General features: G+C 62.8%; 18 protein-coding genes. 6 read left to right on the top strand and 12 right to left on the bottom strand.

Translation table 11 applies throughout. The features are described from left to right. Positions 1–58: 58 nt before the first annotated feature. The 8 genes from ACH2CW_RS12595 to ACH2CW_RS12560 all read right to left on the bottom strand — a co-directional run bounded on the left by ACH2CW_RS12595 (position 59) and on the right by ACH2CW_RS12560 (position 7,116). Positions 59–442: a hypothetical protein gene (locus ACH2CW_RS12595; RefSeq protein WP_395058612.1), complete on the bottom strand. Its 384-nt coding sequence runs from the start codon at positions 440–442 to the stop codon at positions 59–61. Between the two features lie 25 nt (positions 443–467). Beyond that, the gene (locus tag ACH2CW_RS12590) at positions 468–989 is read right to left on the bottom strand and encodes a gluconokinase (protein ID WP_395058610.1); all 522 of its coding nucleotides are present in this window, start codon (positions 987–989) and stop codon (positions 468–470) included. Positions 990–1,032: 43 nt separating this feature from the next. After that, positions 1,033–2,145 carry a mandelate racemase/muconate lactonizing enzyme family protein gene (locus tag ACH2CW_RS12585; protein WP_395058608.1) on the bottom strand — a complete coding sequence of 371 codons (1,113 nt, stop codon included), beginning with the start codon at positions 2,143–2,145 and terminating at the stop codon, positions 1,033–1,035. A 25-nt stretch (positions 2,146–2,170) separates the two neighbouring features. After that, positions 2,171–3,382, bottom strand: coding sequence for a mandelate racemase/muconate lactonizing enzyme family protein (locus ACH2CW_RS12580; protein ID WP_395058606.1), 1,212 nt, complete (start codon positions 3,380–3,382; stop codon positions 2,171–2,173). A 72-nt stretch (positions 3,383–3,454) separates the two neighbouring features. Further along, on the bottom strand, positions 3,455–4,459 hold the full coding sequence (locus ACH2CW_RS12575; RefSeq protein WP_395058604.1) for a TRAP transporter substrate-binding protein: 1,005 nt from the start codon (positions 4,457–4,459) through the stop codon (positions 3,455–3,457). A 42-nt stretch (positions 4,460–4,501) separates the two neighbouring features. Further along, positions 4,502–5,800, bottom strand: coding sequence for a TRAP transporter large permease subunit (locus tag ACH2CW_RS12570; RefSeq protein ID WP_395058602.1), 1,299 nt, complete (start codon positions 5,798–5,800; stop codon positions 4,502–4,504). After that, positions 5,797–6,354 carry a TRAP transporter small permease gene (locus tag ACH2CW_RS12565; protein WP_395058600.1) on the bottom strand — a complete coding sequence of 186 codons (558 nt, stop codon included), beginning with the start codon at positions 6,352–6,354 and terminating at the stop codon, positions 5,797–5,799. The genes ACH2CW_RS12570 and ACH2CW_RS12565 overlap by 4 nt, the downstream gene beginning before the upstream one ends. Before the next feature lie 18 nt (positions 6,355–6,372). Next, positions 6,373–7,116, bottom strand: coding sequence for a FadR/GntR family transcriptional regulator (locus ACH2CW_RS12560; protein ID WP_395058598.1), 744 nt, complete (start codon positions 7,114–7,116; stop codon positions 6,373–6,375). A gap of 214 nt (positions 7,117–7,330) precedes the next feature. Here ACH2CW_RS12560 and ACH2CW_RS12555 point away from each other — a divergent pair, with 214 nt between their 5' ends. The 4 genes from ACH2CW_RS12555 to ACH2CW_RS12540 are packed head-to-tail and all read left to right on the top strand — an operon-like array spanning position 7,331 to position 11,441. After that, positions 7,331–9,073, top strand: coding sequence for an IlvD/Edd family dehydratase (locus ACH2CW_RS12555; RefSeq protein WP_395058596.1), 1,743 nt, complete (start codon positions 7,331–7,333; stop codon positions 9,071–9,073). Positions 9,074–9,105: 32 nt separating this feature from the next. Continuing rightward, entirely contained in the window at positions 9,106–10,005 is a 900-nt protein-coding gene (locus ACH2CW_RS12550; RefSeq protein WP_395058686.1) for a 2-dehydro-3-deoxygalactonokinase, read from the top strand. Positions 10,006–10,008: 3 nt separating this feature from the next. Beyond that, on the top strand, positions 10,009–10,650 hold the full coding sequence (locus ACH2CW_RS12545; RefSeq protein ID WP_395058594.1) for a 2-dehydro-3-deoxy-6-phosphogalactonate aldolase: 642 nt from the start codon (positions 10,009–10,011) through the stop codon (positions 10,648–10,650). After that, on the top strand, positions 10,647–11,441 hold the full coding sequence (locus ACH2CW_RS12540; protein WP_395058592.1) for an SDR family NAD(P)-dependent oxidoreductase: 795 nt from the start codon (positions 10,647–10,649) through the stop codon (positions 11,439–11,441). The genes ACH2CW_RS12545 and ACH2CW_RS12540 overlap by 4 nt, the downstream gene beginning before the upstream one ends. 79 nt (positions 11,442–11,520) lie before the next feature. Here the strand turns inward: ACH2CW_RS12540 and ACH2CW_RS12535 are convergent, their stop codons facing one another. Together ACH2CW_RS12535 and ACH2CW_RS12530 are read right to left on the bottom strand one after the other, a co-directional pair. Then, positions 11,521–12,930, bottom strand: coding sequence for an MATE family efflux transporter (locus tag ACH2CW_RS12535; protein ID WP_395058590.1), 1,410 nt, complete (start codon positions 12,928–12,930; stop codon positions 11,521–11,523). A gap of 116 nt (positions 12,931–13,046) precedes the next feature. Next, positions 13,047–13,556 (bottom strand): MarR family winged helix-turn-helix transcriptional regulator, encoded by a 510-nt coding sequence (locus tag ACH2CW_RS12530; protein WP_395058588.1) that lies wholly within the window; start codon positions 13,554–13,556, stop codon positions 13,047–13,049. Positions 13,557–13,606: 50 nt separating this feature from the next. Between ACH2CW_RS12530 and ACH2CW_RS12525 the strand changes: the two genes are divergently transcribed. Continuing rightward, complete coding sequence (locus ACH2CW_RS12525) at positions 13,607–14,158, top strand: PaaI family thioesterase (protein ID WP_395058586.1); 552 nt, start codon at positions 13,607–13,609, stop codon at positions 14,156–14,158. A 27-nt stretch (positions 14,159–14,185) separates the two neighbouring features. Here the strand turns inward: ACH2CW_RS12525 and ACH2CW_RS12520 are convergent, their stop codons facing one another. Continuing rightward, complete coding sequence (locus ACH2CW_RS12520; protein ID WP_395058584.1) at positions 14,186–14,935, bottom strand: transglutaminase-like domain-containing protein; 750 nt, start codon at positions 14,933–14,935, stop codon at positions 14,186–14,188. Positions 14,936–15,094: 159 nt separating this feature from the next. On the opposite strand from ACH2CW_RS12520, the gene gloA reads away from it, so the two are divergent. Then, complete coding sequence (gene gloA / locus ACH2CW_RS12515; protein ID WP_395058582.1) at positions 15,095–15,508, top strand: lactoylglutathione lyase; 414 nt, start codon at positions 15,095–15,097, stop codon at positions 15,506–15,508. 13 nt (positions 15,509–15,521) lie between these two features. Here gloA and ACH2CW_RS12510 read toward each other — a convergent pair whose 3' ends face one another. After that, entirely contained in the window at positions 15,522–17,621 is a 2,100-nt protein-coding gene (locus ACH2CW_RS12510) for a TonB-dependent receptor (RefSeq protein WP_395058580.1), read from the bottom strand. Positions 17,622–17,668: the final 47 nt, after the last annotated feature.

The following is a 17,668-nucleotide window of genomic DNA, read 5'->3' as shown; positions in this document are numbered from 1 at the left end:
CTTCAGCCCTTACCCAGCGGGCGTCAGCAGCTATAACTTCAATAGCAAATAGAAACCGTCAACCCTGCAGAAACAGCGTGACGAGTGGCTCCGGCCCGACCTGACGGCTCCAGTGGCCGTGCACCGCCGCGTCGAAGGTGGCGCCCGCCGGCAGCAGATCGGCAGAATAAAAGTGCTCTCCGGGACTGAACACCCGCGATACGCCGGCTTGCAAGCCAATTTCCATCTGGCCTCCCAGAATAAACACCCATTGCGGCGTCGGTGTGCAGTGGAACTGGCTGCGAAAACCCACCGGGCTGTGGCGCAACTGGTAACCGGTCGACGGCGCCAGCGGCGACAGCAGGGCTTGCGGCGAGCCTTCGCTGAGTGCGACCCGCTCCTCACGGAATCTGGCGCGGCCGTCGGTGTCGGTAAAGAGGATGACTTTGGTGAAATGGGTCATGAGGATCCCGAAAAATAAAAACAGATCAGGAAGCGCCGCCCGCGCTGGCATGCCGCACAGCCAGCACCGCGGCGACGATGTCTTCGGGTCGCTCCGCCACCCCAAAGCCCAGAAAATTCTCGTCCCTGTCGGGAGGCTCCAGCGTGGCAAGCTGGCTGTCCAGCAGCGACAGCGGCATGTAGTGCCCGGTGCGCGCAGCCATGCGTGCCGCCAGCAGTTGGTACTCACCGTGCAGATAAACAAAGCGCACATCGGGCGCGCCATTGCGCAGGATGTCGCGGTAAGCACGCTTGAGGGCTGAACATGAAAGCACCAGACCCTTGCCGGCGGTATGCGCCTGGCGCAGGCGGTCGGCCAGCGCCAGCAACCAGCCCTCGCGGTCTTCGTCACTGAGGGCCACACCGGCAGCCATGCGCGCGACGTTGCGTTCAGGGTGCAACACATCACCTTCCAGAAAAGGCAGCTTCAGGGCGTTGGCCAGTTGCACGCCCACGGTGCTTTTGCCGCAGCCGCTGACGCCCATGACCACAAAAATATCGGAATTCATTGGTGCTTATTTTGCCTCGCGCGTGGACACGTCCGAGCCGTGCTCAGACGGTCGCCTGCCGGAACTGTGTCCAGGCCGCGGCCGTCGGCGTGGTTCCCGCGCCCGGCAGCTCGGGGCGCCGGAAATAACCGTCGACCACCTCAGCCGGGTCGGTGAAACAGTCCTTGATCCACGGGATGAATTCCAGCACCTCGCAAGCCGGATGCGCATACGACAGGTGCACATGCACCTGGCTCATGTCACCGGCGTGCGGCGCCACCGGCAGGCGAAAGGCGTGCGCTGTGTCGCACACGCGGAGCACCTCGGTCAGACCGGCCATGCGTGTCACATCGGGTTGCACCCAATGGACAGCCTGCTGCGCGAAAAATTCTGCAAACGCATCGACCGTGTAGAGCTGCTCGCCGAGCGCGACCGGTATGGCCGTGGCGCGCGCCAATTGTGCATGGCCCTTCACGTCGTCGTACCAGAGCGGCTCTTCGAACCAGTACACGTCCGCGTCCTGCGCCGCGCGGCAAAACCGCTGACAGGTCGGCAGGTCCCACTTGCCGTTGCCATCGATCGCCAGCGTCACGTCCGGACCGATGGCCTGCCGCACCGCCGTCAGGCGCCGCAAGTCGCGCTCGACCGTCGATCCGACCTTGATCTTGATGCCGGTGAAGCCCTGGGCCACCGCGCGTAACGCGCCTTCCACCAGCTTGTCGTCGCTGATGCTGAGCCAGCCGATGTCGGTGTTGTAGGCGCGCACCTGGTCACGCACCTGCCCGCCCAGCAGTTTCCACAGCGGTTGCTGCGCAGCCTTGGCCTTCAGGTCCCACAGAGCCAGATCTATCGCGGCATGCGACAGCGTGGTGATGCCGGCACGCCCGACCCACTGCAGTGCCGGGTTGCGCGCCAGCTTTTTCCACAGGCGGTTGATGTCACCGGCGTCCTCGCCGATCAACATGGGCGCGTGGCAGGTTTCGATACAACGCGTGATGAGTTGATCGCTGGGCAGGTGCGCATGCGTGCCGGTAAAACCGTAACCGGTCAGCCCGTCGTCGGTGTCGATCTGTGCGCCCACCACACCCCAGTGCGTGATGCTGTGGGTGCTGTCGGCGATCTGCGAGCCGGTCACCGGCACATGCAGGATGAAAGGTCGGACGGAGGTGATCTTCATGAGGCTTCCAGTGAATGGGTGTTCGTCAGTTGGGCAGGCAAACACGCAACGTGGCGTCGGCGCGTTTGTGCAGGTCGGGCAGCAACTCCAGCCCGAGACCGGGCTTGTCATTGAGGCTGAGCATGCCCTTTGTGACGGTCGGCAACTCGGTCACCAGCTCCCTGTACCAGCCGGTATAGAAAGCGCGCACGCTCTCCTGGATCAGCGCATTGGGGGCGTGCAATGACAAGTGGCTGGACGCCGCCCAGACCACCGGGCCGGTGCAGTCGTGCGGCGCCACCGGCAGTTGCCAGGCATCGACCATGGCGGCGATCTTGCGGGCTTCGCTCAGCCCACCGCACCAGCTCAGGTCCAGCATGGCGACGCCGGCGACGCCGGTCTGCAGGTAGTCCTTGAAGCCCCATTTGTAGCTGAGCGTTTCGCTGGCGCAAATCAGGGCGTCACAGTCTTTCGAATACTGTTTGAGCAGGTCCAGCGAATCCATGCGAATCGCGTCTTCATGCCAGAAGGTGTTGAAGGGTTTGAGCGCACGCGCAATTTTTTGCGCCATGGGCAGGCGCCACAGGCTGTGGAACTCGACCATGATGTCCATCTGCTCGCCGACCGCGCTGCGTATCTTGCGGAAGGACTCCAAGGCCAGATCAAGATCGCCGTTGCTGATGTACTGGCCGTCGCTTTTTTCAGCCGCCGGATCGAAAGGCCAGATCTTCATCGCCGTGATGCCTTCGGACAGCAGCGATTCAGCCAGCTCGTCGGCATGGTGCAGAAAACCTTCAAGATCCTCGTAAGGCCCGGCGTTGGTTTTTTTCGCGTCGCCTATGCCCCAGTTGGCGGTGTTCTGGTTGACCGTACTGCGCACATATTGGTACCCGGCGCAGGTGTTGTAGATGCGTATGCTGTCGCGGCTTTTGCCGCCCAACGCGGTGTACAGCGGCATGTTGGCCGCCTTGCCAAAAATGTCCCACAGCGCGATGTCGATGGCGGAGTTGCCACGCGTCTCGACACCGGATCCGCGCCAGCCCAGGTAACCGGTGATGTCCTTGTTGCGCGACTCAATGGCCAGCGGGTCCTTGCCCAGTAGTTTGGGGCCGGCCCATTCATGGATGTAGGCCTCCACCGCCTGCGCACCCATGAAGGTTTCGCCGAGGCCCACCAGGCCTTCATCGGTATAAATGCGGACCCAGAGGATGTTGGGAAACTCGCCGAGTCTCAGGGTTTCAACTTTGGTGATTTTCAATGCAGGCTCCGTGAAAAAGGCCGCGAGGGTGAATCCCCTGCGGCCTTGCAGCAATCCCGGCGGGAAAGCCGATTAACCGCCGCGCGCCTTTTTCAGCGCGTCAAGCACGGTGGTCACTGCTTCGCCGCCTATGGTTGGCACATTGCGGTCATACACCGGCTTGACCTTCTCAAACATCCGGCGTTGCTCGGCTGCGCTCACTTCGTTGACCTGCATGCCCTTGGTTTTCAGGCTGGTCAGTGATTTTTCGTTCAGGCTGCGATTGGCTGCACGCTGGACTTTCTGGCCTTCCATGGCGGCTTCACGCAGCACAGCCTGCTCCTGAGGATTGAGCTGGTCCCAGAGTTTTTTGCTATACAGCACCAAAAACGGGGTGTAGGCGTGGCGGGTCACGCTGAGGTATTTTTGTACTTCATTGAACTTGGAGGTCTCAATCGTCACAAACGGATTTTCCTGGCCATCAATGGTCTTGGTTTCCAGCGCGGTGAAAACCTCGCCGAAGGCCATGGGCACGGCGTTGGTGCCCAGGGTCTTGAAGGTGTCCAGGAAAATGTTGTTCTGCATCACGCGGACCTTGACGCCGTCAAAGTCTTCAGCTCTGGCGACCGGGCGCTTGCTGTTGGTCAGGTTGCGGAAACCATTTTCCCAATAGGCGAGGTTGACCAGGCCGGCTTCTTCAAGTTTCTTGTTGAAATAGGCGCCGGCCGGGCCGTCAAGCACCGCGTCGGCCTCTTTCTCGTTGGCAAACAGGAAGGGCAAGTCGAAGGCGCCGAGCTCCTTGACGATGCCGACCAGCGGCGAAGACGAGGTGCAGACCATCTCCTGGGTGCCGGCGCGCAGCGCCTGCGTGGCCGGCAAGTCACCGCCCGCAGCGCCGCCCCAGAAGGCATTGATCTTCATCTTGCCGCCGGTCTTGGCGGCCAGCACTTCCTGCATTTTCTTGACGCCGACACCGACCGGGTGGTCTTCATTCACACCATTGGTGAACTTGATGGTGCGGTCGGCAAACTGCGCGAACGACGAGGTGGCGACGAGCAAGGCGGCGGCCGCCAGGGCGAGGGTTCTGCGTTTGAACATGGTTGTCTCCTTTATATAAACGACAGGGTTGGGAAAACGTGGTTACCGCATCCACCACTTGAGTGGCTCGGTAACAATCTCGGGGAAAAGCACCAGCAGAAAAAGCACGGCCAGTTGGGCCATCAGGAAAGGCAGCACGCCTTTGAAGGCGTCGTCCATGCTGATCTTTGCAACGCCGCACACTACGTTGAGCACGGTGCCGACGGGCGGCGTGATCAGGCCGATGGCGTTGTTCATGATGAACATGATGCCGAAATACACCGGGTCAATGCCGGCCTTGAGCACCACCGGCATCAGCACCGGCGTGAGGATCAGCACCGTGGGCGTGAAGTCCAGCGCGGTGCCCACAATCACGATCAACACCATCATCACAAACATCAGCAGCATCTTGTTGTCCATGAAGGGCGACATCAGCTTGGCAACTTCCGTGGGAATGTTGGCCACCGTGATCAACCAGGCGCTGACCATGGCGGCCGCCACCAGGAACATCACCACCGCCGTCGTCTTGCCAGCGGTCAGGATCAGGCTGTAGAGCTGGGACCACTTGAGTTCGCGGTAGATGAACATGCCGACCACGAAGCTGTAGACTGCGGCCACCACGGCGGCCTCCGTCGGCGTGAAGATGCCGAACTTCATGCCGCCGATGATGACGATGGGCAGGGTCAGCGCAAAGCCACCCTGCGCGGTGATGCGCAGACGTTCAGGCATCGCCACCCTCGGGGCGGGTTGCACGTTTTCTTTCCTGGCCACCCACCACCAGGTCAGGCCAATCGCCAGGCCCATCAGCAAGCCGGGCACAATGCCGGCCAGAAACAGCTTGGTGATGGACACATTGCCAGCCACGCCGAAAATAATCAGCCCGATGGACGGGGGAATCACCGGAGCGATGATGCCGCCGGAAGCCACCAGGCCCGCTGCGCGACCCACGTTGTAGCCGGCCGCGCGCATCATCGGAATCAACAAGGCGGCCAGCGCCGCGGTGTCGGCGATCGCCGAGCCCGACAGCGAGGCCATGATCACTGCTGCAATCACCGTGACGTAGCCGAGGCCCCCGCGAAAATGCCCGACCCAGGCCATCGCGAGATTAACAATGCGGCGGCTGATACCGCCAGCGTTCATGAACTCCCCAGCCAGCAGGAAAAACGGCACAGCCAGCAGCGGGAAATTGTCAGCACCATCGACAAAACGCTGGGCCAGAATCTGGCTGTCAAAAGTCACCAGCCCACTGGTGGCGGCCAGGAAAGCCATCAGCGTGACACCGCACACCAGCAAGGCGTAGGCAATCGGCATGCCAATGGCCATGGCCGCCAGCAGGCTCAGAATAAATACGGCGACGGTCATGCCTTGCTTCCCTGCATTTGTTTCTCGACGTCGGCCAGGCCTTCGGTTTCTATCACTTGCACCAGTTCCTCGTCACTGATCTGGCCGGTGCACAGCCGGTACAACACGTTGAGGTTGATGATGGCCATCACCACAGCCACCACATAACCGATGCCATAGATCCAGATCATGGAAATGCCCACCACCGGCGAGATATTGGTCACCTGCAACTCGTGCATCTTCCAGGTTCCCAGAAAAAACAAGCCATTGCAGAACAACATCAGCGCTTCGCTGAGGAACAGGCAGATCTTTTTGCCGAGCACCGGCAAATGCTTGATCAGGGTGTCCACCCCCAGATGCCCGCCTTCATGCATGGCCACCATCGCGCCTATGTAAGTCAGCCAGACAAAGAAGTAACGCGACATTTCATCCGACACCGAGATGCCGGAATTGAAGGCATAACGCAGCACCACGTTGCCGAAGACCATGATGACCATGGCCACCATGCAGATCACCACCAGCAGCTCAAGAAACTTGAAAAACCAGTGAACCGCTTGATCGATTGTTTTTTGCATGTCTGCGTCGCTTTAAGTTCAGGCAGCCTTGAGCTGGCGCGCCGGGCTACTCAGGATGGGCAGCCGCCTGCGTGAGGCCAGCACTTCCTCAATGTCTTCCTTGGCACCGTCGATCAGCACGCGAATGGCGATCTCGGCCTCGTCGGGCTGATGCGCAATCACCGCGTCGAGCACAGCGCGGTGCAGCGGCAACGACTGCACCGGACCGTCCTTGCGCCGTGTCGAAATTTCAAAACTGGTGCGCAGCAGCGCGCCCAGCGCCTTGCTCATCTGCACCAGCATGCGGTTGCGGCTGGCGCGCAACAGGCCCTGGTGAAAACGCAGGTCGTGTGTCACATAGTCGCCGCCATGCTCGACCGCATGTTTCATGCCGGCGTACGCCGCCTCGACTTCGGCGATGTCCTGGGCGGTAGCGCGCTCGGCCGCCAGCCGCATGGCGGCGGGTTCGACCACACGCCGCAGGTCCTGCAGGTCGCGCAGAAATTCGGGCGTCAGCCCGGCCTTGGACTGCCAGATGATGACGTCGGGGTCGAACCAGTTCCAGTGGTCCTCGGACAACACGCGGGTGCCGACCTTGGGCCCGGTGGTCATCAAGCCCTTGGCGATCAGCGACTTCACGGCTTCGCGCACCACGGTGCGGCTGACGCCAAGCTCCTGACACAACACCGGCTCGGGCGGAATCGACGCGCCCACGGCATAACGCCCCGCGACGATGGCTTCGCCGAGATGGTCGACTGTATTTCCGTGGACGTTCTTGATCAAAAATCACTCCTGCCTTATCCGTTTTGCAGGCGAATTGCATCGTTGCGCGGTGCTCGCCATCCTCATGTACCTGGGTACATTCCGGTGGCTGAGCTCCGGGCGCCTCGCACTTCATCCTGAAATTCCGGATCTCCACAAGTGCTTTGCTGGTTTTCACTGAGACGGCGGCGCAATGGTATGACGATAATATGTTTAACTCTTCCGGATTTACCCTATGACTGAACCCACCCGCCCCAAAAAGAAACCCTCCGAACTGCGCAGCCAGCAATGGTTTGGCAGGCAAGACCGCGACGGTTTTGCCTACCGCAGCTGGGTCAAGGGCAAAGGTGTGCCGCACGACCAGTTTGACGGCCGGCCGGTCATCGGGATCTGCAACACCTTCAGCGAACTGACGCCCTGCAATTCGCATTTCCGCACCTTGGCCGAGCAGGTCAAGATCGGCGTCTACGAAGCCGGTGGCTTTCCGCTGGAGTTCCCGGTGATGTCGCTGGGTGAAACATTGCTGCGCCCGACCGCCATGCTGTACCGCAACCTGGCCAGCATGGACGTGGAAGAAAGCATTCGTGGCAACCCGATCGACGGCGTGGTGCTGCTGATGGGTTGCGACAAAACCACCCCCTCGCTGGTGATGGGCGCGGCCAGCGTGGACTTGCCGACGGTCGGCGTCAGCGGCGGCCCCATGCTCAGCGGCAAGTGGCGCGGCCAGGAGCTGGGCTCGGGCACCGGCGTCTGGAGCATGAGCGAGCAGGTGCGCGCCGGCACACTCAAGCTGGCCGATTTTTTCGAGGCCGAAAGCTGCATGCACCGCAGCCACGGCCATTGCATGACCATGGGCACTGCGTCCACGATGGCCAGCATGGTCGAGGCGCTGGGCATTGGCCTGCCGGGCAATGCGGCCTACCCGGCCGTCGATGGCCGGCGCAATGTGCTGGCACGTATGGCCGGGCGCCGCGCGGTCGAGATGGTGCATGAAGACCTGCTACTTTCGAAAATCCTCACCCGTGAAGCTTTTGAAAACGCCATCAAGACCCTGGCAGCCATTGGCGGCTCCACCAACGCCGTGATCCACCTGATCGCGATGGCGGGCCGCATCGGCATCACGCTCACGGTGGACGACTTCGACCGCCTCGCCAGCGAGCTGCCGTGCCTGGTCAATTTGCAACCGTCGGGCAAGTTCCTGATGGAAGATTTCTGTTACGCCGGCGGTCTGCCGGTGGTCATGAAGGAAATTGCGCAGCATCTGCACCTGGATGCCATCACTGCGAACGGACAAACCATTGGCGCCAATATTGCCGATGCGCAGAACTACAACCCCGAGGTCATCAAGCCACTGGGCGCGCCTTTCAAGGACAAGGCCGGCATCGCCGTGCTGCGTGGCAACCTGTCGCCACGCGGCGCCGTCATCAAACCGAGTGCCGCAACGCCCGCGCTGATGGTGCACACCGGCCGCGCCGTGGTGTTTGAAAACATCGAGGACTTCCACGCACGGATCGACGACGACAGCCTGGACATCGACGAGACCTGCGTGATGGTGCTGAAAAACTGCGGCCCCAAGGGTTACCCCGGCATGGCCGAGGTTGGCAACATGCCGCTGCCGCCCAAGGTGCTCAAAAAGGGCATCACCGACATGGTGCGTATCAGCGACGCACGCATGAGCGGTACCGCCTACGGCACGGTGGTGCTGCACACGGCACCTGAAGCGGCCGCTGGCGGCCCGCTGGCCATCGTCCAGAATGGCGACATGATCGAACTGAATGTGCCAGAGCGCCGCCTGCAATTGCTGATCAGCGATGAAGAAATGGCGCGCCGCCTGAGCCTGTGGACGGCCCCGCCGCCGCCGCTGTCTTCGGGTTACTGGAAGCTTTATGTGGACCATGTGCTGCAGGCCGATCAGGGCGTGGATCTGGACTTTCTGGTCGGCAAACGTGGCTCTTTTGTGCCTCGGGACAACCATTGAGCCTTGCCGCGTCCGCCGATCTCGGTCAGCCCATGCAGCAACTGCTGGCAGTGGACTGGGGCACCTCGTCCCTGCGCGGCGCCTTGCTGGACGGTCAGGGCCGGGTGCTCAAGGAGCGTTCGTTTGCGCGCGGCATTCTGACGGTGGCACCGGGCGACTTTGCTACTGTTTTTGAAGCCTGTTTTGCCCACTGGATGGGTTCTGCTGGCACCTTTTGCCTGATCTCCGGAATGGCCGGCAGCAAGCAAGGCTGGCTCGAAGCACCCTACTGCGCCTGCCCCGCCGGTTTTGACGAGGTCGCCTCGCACCTGGCCTGGGTCAAGGCGGGCCGCATCGCCATCGTGCCCGGCCTGAGTTGCGAGCGGGAGGGCATTCCCGACGTGATGCGCGGCGAGGAAACCCAGGTGTTGGGCGCGCTGCAACTGCTGGGCCTCCAGGACGGCCTGCTGGTGCTGCCCGGCACCCACAGCAAATGGGTCACGGTGCGAGGCGGCAAGATAGCGCGCTTTTCCACCTTCATGACCGGTGAGTTTTACGCGCTGCTGCGCCAGCATTCTCTGCTGGCGCGCAGCATGCCCGAGGCAGACGGCGAGGTGGACTGGGCCGCCTTTGATGAGGGTGTGGCGTTGTCGCTACGAGGTGCCGGTTTGCTGCAGACCGCCTTCAGCGTGCGTACCCTGTCGCTGTTCGGGCGCATTACTGCCGCTCGCCTGCCGAGTTATCTGTCGGGCCTGGTGATCGGCGAGGAAATTCGCACGCAGGATTTTCCGGCCGGCGCGCAGGTGGCCCTCATCGGTGCCGAGGCACTCACAGAACGCTATGGGCGCGCACTCGGGCAGCGCGGGACATCCGTGCAGCGTGTCGGCGCCGAGGCAAGCTGGCGCGGCCTGTGGGCGCTGGCCCAGACCATTCACCCGAGCTGGGACACCTGAATCATGAAGACGCCGCATGAGAAATTTTCCGCCGCCCTGAAGACTCTGCCGCTGGTTGGCATCCTGCGCGGCCTGCGGCCCGATGAGGCCCTGCCGGTCGGACGGGCGCTGCTGGAGGTCGGCTGGACCCTGATCGAGGTGCCGCTCAATTCACCGCAGCCGCTGCAAAGCATTGAAGCGATGGCCGCGACCCTGCCCGGTGCCTTGGTCGGCGCGGGCACGGTGCTGAGCGCGGACCAGGTCCGCAATGTCCATGCAGCTGGCGGGCAGTTGGTGGTGGCGCCCAACTTCGATGCCGGGGTGGTGCGTGAAGCGGTCCGGCTGGGCATGGTCTGCCTGCCGGGCGTGATGACGGCCACCGAGGCGTTTGCTGCGCTGCAGGCGGGCGCGACCGGGCTCAAATTGTTTCCGGCCGAAATGATCACGCCAGCGGTAGTGAAGGCACTGCGGGCGGTGCTGCCTGCGCCGACCCTGCTGCTGCCCGTGGGCGGCATCTCGCCGGACAACCTGGCCAGCTACCGCAGTGCCGGCGCCAGTGGTTTTGGCATCGGTTCGGCGCTCTACGCACCGGGCATGACCGCCGCCCAGGTTGCCGAAAATGCTATGAAATTTATAGCTTCTTACACTGGTACCATCAGGGCATGAGCCCTTTTTCTCCCCCAGCTTCCACGACTGTTTCGTTTGGCCTGACAGGCCGCGTGTGTATCGTCACTGGCGGCGCGCAAGGCATCGGCGAAGCCTGCGCACGGCGTTTTGCACGTGAGGGCGCGCAGGTCGTGATCGCTGACATGGCCGACACGAAGGGAGAAGCGCTGGCCCAGGAGTTGGGGGCGCGCTACATCCATTGCGATGTCGGCAACAAGGCCCAGGTCGACGCGGTGGTGGCCCACACGGTGCAGGCTCACGGCCGTATCGATGTGCTGGTCAACAATGCCGGCATTTTTCGGGCGGCTGATTTTCTAGACGTGAGTGAAGCCGACTTCGATGCCGTGTTGCGCGTCAATATCAAGGGCAGCTTCCTGATGGGCCAGGCCGTGGCGCGCGTCATGGCGCAGCAAGGCAGCGGCAACATCGTCAACATGAGTTCGGTCAACGCCGTGCTCACCATCCCGACGATTGCCAGCTACAACGTCAGCAAGGGCGGCGTCAACCAGCTGACCCGCGTGATGGCGCTGGCGCTGGCCGACCAAGGCATTCGCGTCAACGCCGTGGCGCCCGGCACCATCGCCACCGAGCTGGCCGCCAAAGCGGTGCTGACCAGCGACGAGGCAAAAGCAAAAATCATGAGCCGCACGCCGATGAAACGCCTGGGCGAACCCTCGGAAATCGCCGATGTAGTGGCCTGGCTGGTCAGTGATGCGGCCAGTTATGTCACCGGTGAAATCGTCACGGTGGACGGCGGGCGCATGACGCTAAACTACACCGTACCCGTCTGAGCCCATCGCCATTGCTATCAAATAAATAGCTGCGCACGCCCGTCAGTCATGGGCCATTTGCACTTTTTACCTCTATAGCTCAGGCCTGCGGCAAGCGCCTGAGCAATCCCGCCATGCTGCGGGGCCAGCCGACGCGACCGAACCAGGCACCACCGGCCACCGCCCAGGCATTGATCAGGCCGTAAATGACCAGCGCCACACCTTGTGCGATGAACACGCCAGCGAGACCGCCGCTCCAGCGCAGCGCGAGCCATCCGCCGGCGAGGGCTACGGCCAGCCGCGCGATATTTCCGAGCACCGGCCAGAGCAGCCGCCCTGCCCCCTGCGACGCAAAATACAGCACCAGGCCCAGACCGAAAAAACCGTAGACCGGTCCGACAGCGCGCAGGTACAGGCTGCCGGCCTCGATCATGGCCGGGTCACTGTTGAACAGCGACAGCCAGGCACGCGGAAAAAATGCAGCCCACAGACCGATGGCTTCGGCCATTGCAAAGGCCAGGCCCGCGCCTATCCAGGTGGCGCGCAGGGCGCGCTCGCGCTGGCCCGCGCCCATGCAGGTGCCGACCATGGCGACCAGCGGCGCGCCAAAGCCGAACACCAGCGGCACCAGCAAATATTCGAGTCTTGAGGCCGTGCCGTAACCGGCAATCGCCGCAGTGCCGAAACCGCCGACCAGTGCGGTCGTGACGCCTATGGCCAAGTTGGTGGCGACTGTGGACACGGTGCCGACCAGGCCGACACGCAGAATGTCCTTGAACAGGGCCCAGCGGAAACGGATATTCGCCAACGAAGGACGCAACAGGCTTTTCGGCGACCACAGGTAGGCCGCCAGCACCAGGCTGCCCACCAGGTAAAAAGCCAGCAGCGCGATGGCGCCCCCTGCAATGCCCAGGCCCGGCAAAGGGCCCCAGCCGAAGATCAGCAGCGGTGACAGGGGCAGCAAGGCCAGCGCACCCAGCACCGTGACATTGGCTGGCACCGCCATGTTGCCGGTGCCGCGGATTACCGCCGAGAGCGTATTGAAAATCCAGACCAGCACGGCGCCGGCAAACACCCAGTTGGAATACACCATGGCCGCCTCCAGCGCGCCGCCGGTGCCACCCATGCGGGTGTACAGCCAGCGCCCACCGCCGAGGACCGCAACTGTGAAGACCAGCGCAAACACGGCGGCAATGACCAGCGCATGGAGCACCAGCGCATCGGCATCGTCACGCCGACCTGCCCCGAGTGCGCGCGCAATCGCCGAGGCAATGCCGCCGCCCATGGCGCCGGCCGAGGTCATCTGCATCAGCATCACCACCGGAAACACCAGCGCCATGCCGGCCAGCGCATCAGTGCCGAGCTTGCCCACAAAATAGGTCTCGATCAGCCCCACGCCCGCCTGCGCCAGCATCACCAGCACATTGGGCGCGGCCAGGCGCAGCAGGGTAGGCGCAATCGGCGCCTCCAGAAGCAGGCGGGTACGGCTATCGAGATTGTCAGCCCCCACGCTCCCCACTGCGCGCCTTCGGCTGTTCGCTGCCCCTTGCACTGAAGAGGGGGCGCTGTGCGCTTCCACGGCCCCTGCTTGACTTGAAGAGCCGGTACTCGCCGCGTCAGCACTCTTCATGCCGCCGCCTTGTCGGGGTCTTGCTCATCATCGGCCTCGGGCAAAGGTGACAGGCGTTCCAGCGATGTATCAATCAGCGCATGCAGCGCCAGCACCTGCGCCACGCCAAGGATTTGATTGATGCCCTCCTGCGCCACGCGCCAGCGGCGCTGGGCCTCGCTGCGTTTTTCGCGTCCGCTGTCAGTGATGCTGACGAGACGGCTGCGGCCATCGCTGCCAGCTTGCAGCGCCAGCCAGCCGGCGGCCACCAACGGCTTGAGGTTGCGCGTCAGGGTGGAGGCATCAAGCTTCATCGCGCGGGCCAGATCACCGGGGCGCAGCGGGCCGAGCTTGAACACATGCGACAGCAGCGAATACTGTGTGCCTTTGAGCCCGGTCTTGCCGACCTCGGCGTCGTAGTGCTGCGTCACGCGGCGCATCAACTGTCGCAGCTTGAGGTTGGTGCAGCCCTGCGGCTTGAGAGCAGGCGCGGCCGACGGGGGGCTTGCGGGTGTGACAGTGTTCATGTTTCAATTGTAGCTACAATTGTTGTATATGCAATACTATGGATTGAACAATGACTCCTGATGAAACCCTGGCTTTGTGGAACAAGGAACGCGAGACGGTGGTGGCGCGCATGCTCGCCGGCGGCGGCAAACCGGGTCTGGCCCGGCCCGACATGGTGGCCGGCAAGACCGGCCTGGAGGTGATGCAGGCCATGCTGGCCGGTGCCCTGCCCTTTCCGCACATCGCCGACACGCTGGACTTTTCGCTGGTCGAGGTGGCACCCGGCAAGGCGGTGTTCCAGGGCACACCACAACTCAAACATTACAACCCATTGGGGACTGTGCATGGCGGCTGGTATGCCACGCTGCTGGACTCGGCGCTGGGCTGCGCCGTGCATACGATGATGCCGGCGGGCCGGGCCTACACCACGGCCGAGTTGGGCGTCAACATTGTGCGGGCCGCGTCACACCAGACCGGGCCACTGAGGGCCATCGGCACCGTGATTCATTGCGGCCGGCAACTCGCAACGGCCGAAGCACGCATCGTCGGGCCTGACGGCAAACTGTATGCGCACGCGACGACCACCTGCCTGGTGTTTGAAGTGCCAGCCGCCAGGGGCTGAGATGACAAGGCGAAAGCCGGTAACAAATCAACCCGGCTGACGCGCCTGCGGACCGGACTGGGTACGGATCTGCTCGACCCGCCGGTTGACCAGCGCGGCAGCCAGCATCCACTTGACGCGGGTGAGCCAGCCTCGCTGGAGCTCTTCATGCGCGTCATCGCGGTAGAAGTGCTCCGGATCGTGGGCAACGCCCCAGTCGCGCTGCGGCAGACTGGCCGCATCAGACAGGTGGTACTGCGCGTGGGCAGAATGTTGCCCATCCCAAAAATGGCTGCCCCGCACATGGATCCCGTAGCCGACAAGAGTGTCCTGGTGAGCGAGAAGCTCCACCGCATGTGTCTCCAGCAGGGAGTCCGTTACATAGGTGTCCGTCTGCAGCCAGCGTCCATCGAGAAAAACCTCGCCGACGGCATGGGTGATGCTGCCCTGGGGCACGTCAATGATGCCCTTCAGAAAAGCGCTGGACAGCGTCACAAAACGCAAGCGCGCCGGCACTCCGACTGATCGCAGCATCGCAACAAACAAGGTGCCCTTGGTGTGACAGTCACCGCGCCCGGCCTTGAGCACCGCTGCCGCTGGCACATGGTCAAAGCCAGCGACACAGCCAAAAGGCAGCGCTTTGACATAGTCGTGGATCAGCACGGCCTTTTGCGTCTCGGTGGTCGCCAGTTGCGTGACCCGCATGGACTGGATTCGAAGTTTGGGATCATCAAGATCCAGCAAACGGGTGGGCGTCACCCAGTCCTGCGGATGGTCGTTCTGTGCGGGCAAGGGCATTGGCGGAGTCTGCTGTTTTTATTGCAGCTCATTATGCAGGTACAAATCAGCCCTGACCGTGCTGTGTCGAACAAACCGCCGGGCATTGGCCACCGGCCGCTGCAGCACGCATCAAATTGCCAGAGAATCTGGATAAACCACCCTCCGGAAAGAACCACGATGAGACTTCTCCACACCATGCTGCGCGTCGGCAACCTGCAACGCTCCATCGACTTTTACACCCAGGTCCTGGGCATGACATTGCTGCGCACATCTGAAAATCCAGACTACAAATACAGCCTGGCCTTTGTCGGCTACGAAGGCGGCAATCCCGGTCAGGCCGAGATCGAGCTGACCTGGAACTGGGGCACCGACAGCTACGAGATGGGCACCGCCTACGGCCACATCGCGCTGGGTGTGCCGGATGCCTATGCGGCCTGCGACAGGATCAAGGCCGCTGGTGGCAATGTCACGCGCGAAGCCGGCCCGGTCAAGGGCGGCTCCACCGTGATCGCTTTTGTCACCGATCCGGACGGCTACAAGATTGAGTTGATCGAGCGCAAAAGTGACACCGCTGGCGCGGGCCTGCGCTGATTGCAGCCGACGTCTAGAAACTCGCCTGCAAGCCAAGTTTCAGGCTGCGCCCCGGTAGTGGCGCTTTTGGAAAGGCTGTGCTGGTCAGCACAGAAGTCGCACTGTAGGCCAGCTTGTCGGTGAGGTTGTCGAACCGGGCGTACCACAGCAGACTGGCCACCCCGGCTTTCACGCGGTAAGTCGCTGCCGCATTCCACAGGGTGTAGGCGCCTGTCTGCCCAGTCGGTGCGACAGGAACACGTTTCTGCGCGGCGTTGTGATCGAAGCCGAGGTTCGCGCCCCAGGGCCCGCTGGCCCAGAGCAGAGACGCGCCGACACGCCAGGGGGCGATGCGCGGCAGCGGCTGGCCGTTGTTTAAATTGGTGGCACGCACCACGTCGCCGCGCAGCGCCAGATCCACTTGCGAGGCGCCTTCCAGCAAACGGATGTTGCCGCTGGCCTCGGCGCCGGTGAAGCGTGCCCGCACCTGCTGATACCGGAACTCGGCCAGCGGCCTGAATCCCGCGCCGGATGCGGTGAACCCTGCGTTACCGGGATCTTCGGTCGGGTTGATCTCGCCGTCTTCGGCATTGCGCCTCACGCCCGGTGTCTGGTTGAGGGCAATGTAATTCTTGAAACGGCTCACATAGGTATTGACCTTGAAACTGTGACCACCCGACTTCCAGGCCGCGCCCAGATCAAGGTTGTTGGACTGCTCCTTGGCCAGATTGGCATTACCAACCTCATAGGCCGCGGTGGCGATATGCGGGCCATCGGCGAACAGCTCGTAGTCTTTGGGCGCGCGTTCGGTGTGGGCCAGGTTGCTGGTGAGCTGCCAGCCCGGCGCGGCGTTCCACAACGCCCCCACCGCATAGCTGCCGGGGGTGAAGTCTTTTTTGGCCGGCGTGAAACGCGCCACACGCGGGTTGCCAAAAGACTCGACGGTGACAGATTCCAGTCGTCCGCCCAGACTGAGCTTGCCCCAGCCCGTCCCCAACTCTTCGTAGGCAAACAAGGCCGACTGGGAGGTCTTGCTGAAGGGCGCAAAAGCCTCGGTGCCCACCGCAGAAAAGCGGTTGGATTCGGTTTGCATTCCCAGCACGCCGTCAATGTTGCCGATCTTGGCGTGACGCGCTTCCAGCCTGAAATCGCTGCCCTTGTTGGTAAAAACCGTGCCGGGCCGCGACCCTTCAAACTCGGTGTGCCGGTAGTCGGTCTGGCTGTAGTGCGCCTTGATGCTTTGCAGTGGCCCGTTCAAATTGCGGACTTCACCCTCCAGCGCATAACGGTCGGACTTCATGCCAATCGTGACCCTGTCTTCCGCCACCGTGCCGTAGCTGCTGCGGTAGGTGCTGGCCGATGCGCCCAGATACCCGTCGGCAAAAAACACCGACCCGCCCACTGCGCCGCCGCTGACATCGCTGGCGGAGTTGCAGATGCGCCTGGCGGTCGTGGTCACTGCGGTCTTGCTGCAAGCCAGGTCGCGCGGCACCCGCACATCGCTGGTTTGGCGGTCGAAGGCATCCACATGCAAGGCATAGCGGTTGTTGCCGCCTTCAAGCAACACACCCGTGCCGCGCTCTGAATTGCCGCTGGCTGCATTGAGGTCAAGCTTGCCGCTGATACCGCCTTTTTCATCAAACTGCGGCTCACGCGGAATGCGGTTGTCGATGACGTTGACCACGCCACCGACGGCGCTGCCGCCATAAAGCAGCGCACCGGGGCCGCGCAGCACCTCGATGCGCTCGATGCTCAGGGGGTCGCTGGTCACTGCGTGGTCGTAGCTGAGGTTGGACACGTCCAGCGAACCCCCACCATTGGCCAGGATGCGGATGCGATCGCCGTCCAGCCCGCGGATGATGGGCCGGCTCGCATTCGGGCCGAAGTAGGTGCTGCTGACACCGGGCGTGCCATCCAGCGTTTCACCGAGTGTGGTCTTCGAACGCAGCAGCAGGCCCTCGCCCGAATACTGGGTAGCCGGCGCAATCAGATCAGCTGCGCCCAGCGGGTTGCCGGTCACGGTAATTTCTTTGAGGGAAGGCGCAGCCGTCTGGGCTTGCGCCAGCGGGCCGCCGAGCGCGAGCAAGGTCAGTGTTGCCGCGCCAATGGCGCTGCGGGGAAATGGTTTTTTCATGGGAACTCGTTGAATCGGGAAAGGACAGCCGAGCGGCAGCCATCAGG

The sequence above is a fragment of the Polaromonas sp. genome, from assembly GCF_043778355.1.
Taxonomy (GTDB): domain Bacteria; phylum Pseudomonadota; class Gammaproteobacteria; order Burkholderiales; family Burkholderiaceae_C; genus Polaromonas.
The sequence above is the reverse complement of the archived record's forward strand: the minus strand, read 5'-3'. Positions and strand labels throughout refer to the sequence as shown.

Excerpts from the sequence above, each read along its gene's own strand:
- gloA (WP_395058582.1), top strand. The coding sequence starts at position 15,095 with ATGAGACTTCTCCACACCATGCTGCGCGTCGGCAACCTGCAACGCTCC.
- ACH2CW_RS12565 (WP_395058600.1), bottom strand. The coding sequence starts at position 6,354 with ATGCAAAAAACAATCGATCAAGCGGTTCACTGGTTTTTCAAGTTTCTT.
- ACH2CW_RS12510 (WP_395058580.1), bottom strand. The coding sequence starts at position 17,621 with ATGAAAAAACCATTTCCCCGCAGCGCCATTGGCGCGGCAACACTGACC.
- ACH2CW_RS12525 (WP_395058586.1), top strand. The coding sequence starts at position 13,607 with ATGACTCCTGATGAAACCCTGGCTTTGTGGAACAAGGAACGCGAGACG.
- ACH2CW_RS12520 (WP_395058584.1), bottom strand. The coding sequence starts at position 14,935 with ATGCCCTTGCCCGCACAGAACGACCATCCGCAGGACTGGGTGACGCCC.
- ACH2CW_RS12540 (WP_395058592.1), top strand. The coding sequence starts at position 10,647 with ATGAGCCCTTTTTCTCCCCCAGCTTCCACGACTGTTTCGTTTGGCCTG.
- ACH2CW_RS12545 (WP_395058594.1), top strand. The coding sequence starts at position 10,009 with ATGAAGACGCCGCATGAGAAATTTTCCGCCGCCCTGAAGACTCTGCCG.
- ACH2CW_RS12530 (WP_395058588.1), bottom strand. The coding sequence starts at position 13,556 with ATGAACACTGTCACACCCGCAAGCCCCCCGTCGGCCGCGCCTGCTCTC.
- ACH2CW_RS12550 (WP_395058686.1), top strand. The coding sequence starts at position 9,106 with ATGCAGCAACTGCTGGCAGTGGACTGGGGCACCTCGTCCCTGCGCGGC.
- ACH2CW_RS12555 (WP_395058596.1), top strand. The coding sequence starts at position 7,331 with ATGACTGAACCCACCCGCCCCAAAAAGAAACCCTCCGAACTGCGCAGC.
- ACH2CW_RS12585 (WP_395058608.1), bottom strand. The coding sequence starts at position 2,145 with ATGAAGATCACCTCCGTCCGACCTTTCATCCTGCATGTGCCGGTGACC.
- ACH2CW_RS12590 (WP_395058610.1), bottom strand. The coding sequence starts at position 989 with ATGAATTCCGATATTTTTGTGGTCATGGGCGTCAGCGGCTGCGGCAAA.
- ACH2CW_RS12575 (WP_395058604.1), bottom strand. The coding sequence starts at position 4,459 with ATGTTCAAACGCAGAACCCTCGCCCTGGCGGCCGCCGCCTTGCTCGTC.
- ACH2CW_RS12570 (WP_395058602.1), bottom strand. The coding sequence starts at position 5,800 with ATGACCGTCGCCGTATTTATTCTGAGCCTGCTGGCGGCCATGGCCATT.
- ACH2CW_RS12595 (WP_395058612.1), bottom strand. The coding sequence starts at position 442 with ATGACCCATTTCACCAAAGTCATCCTCTTTACCGACACCGACGGCCGC.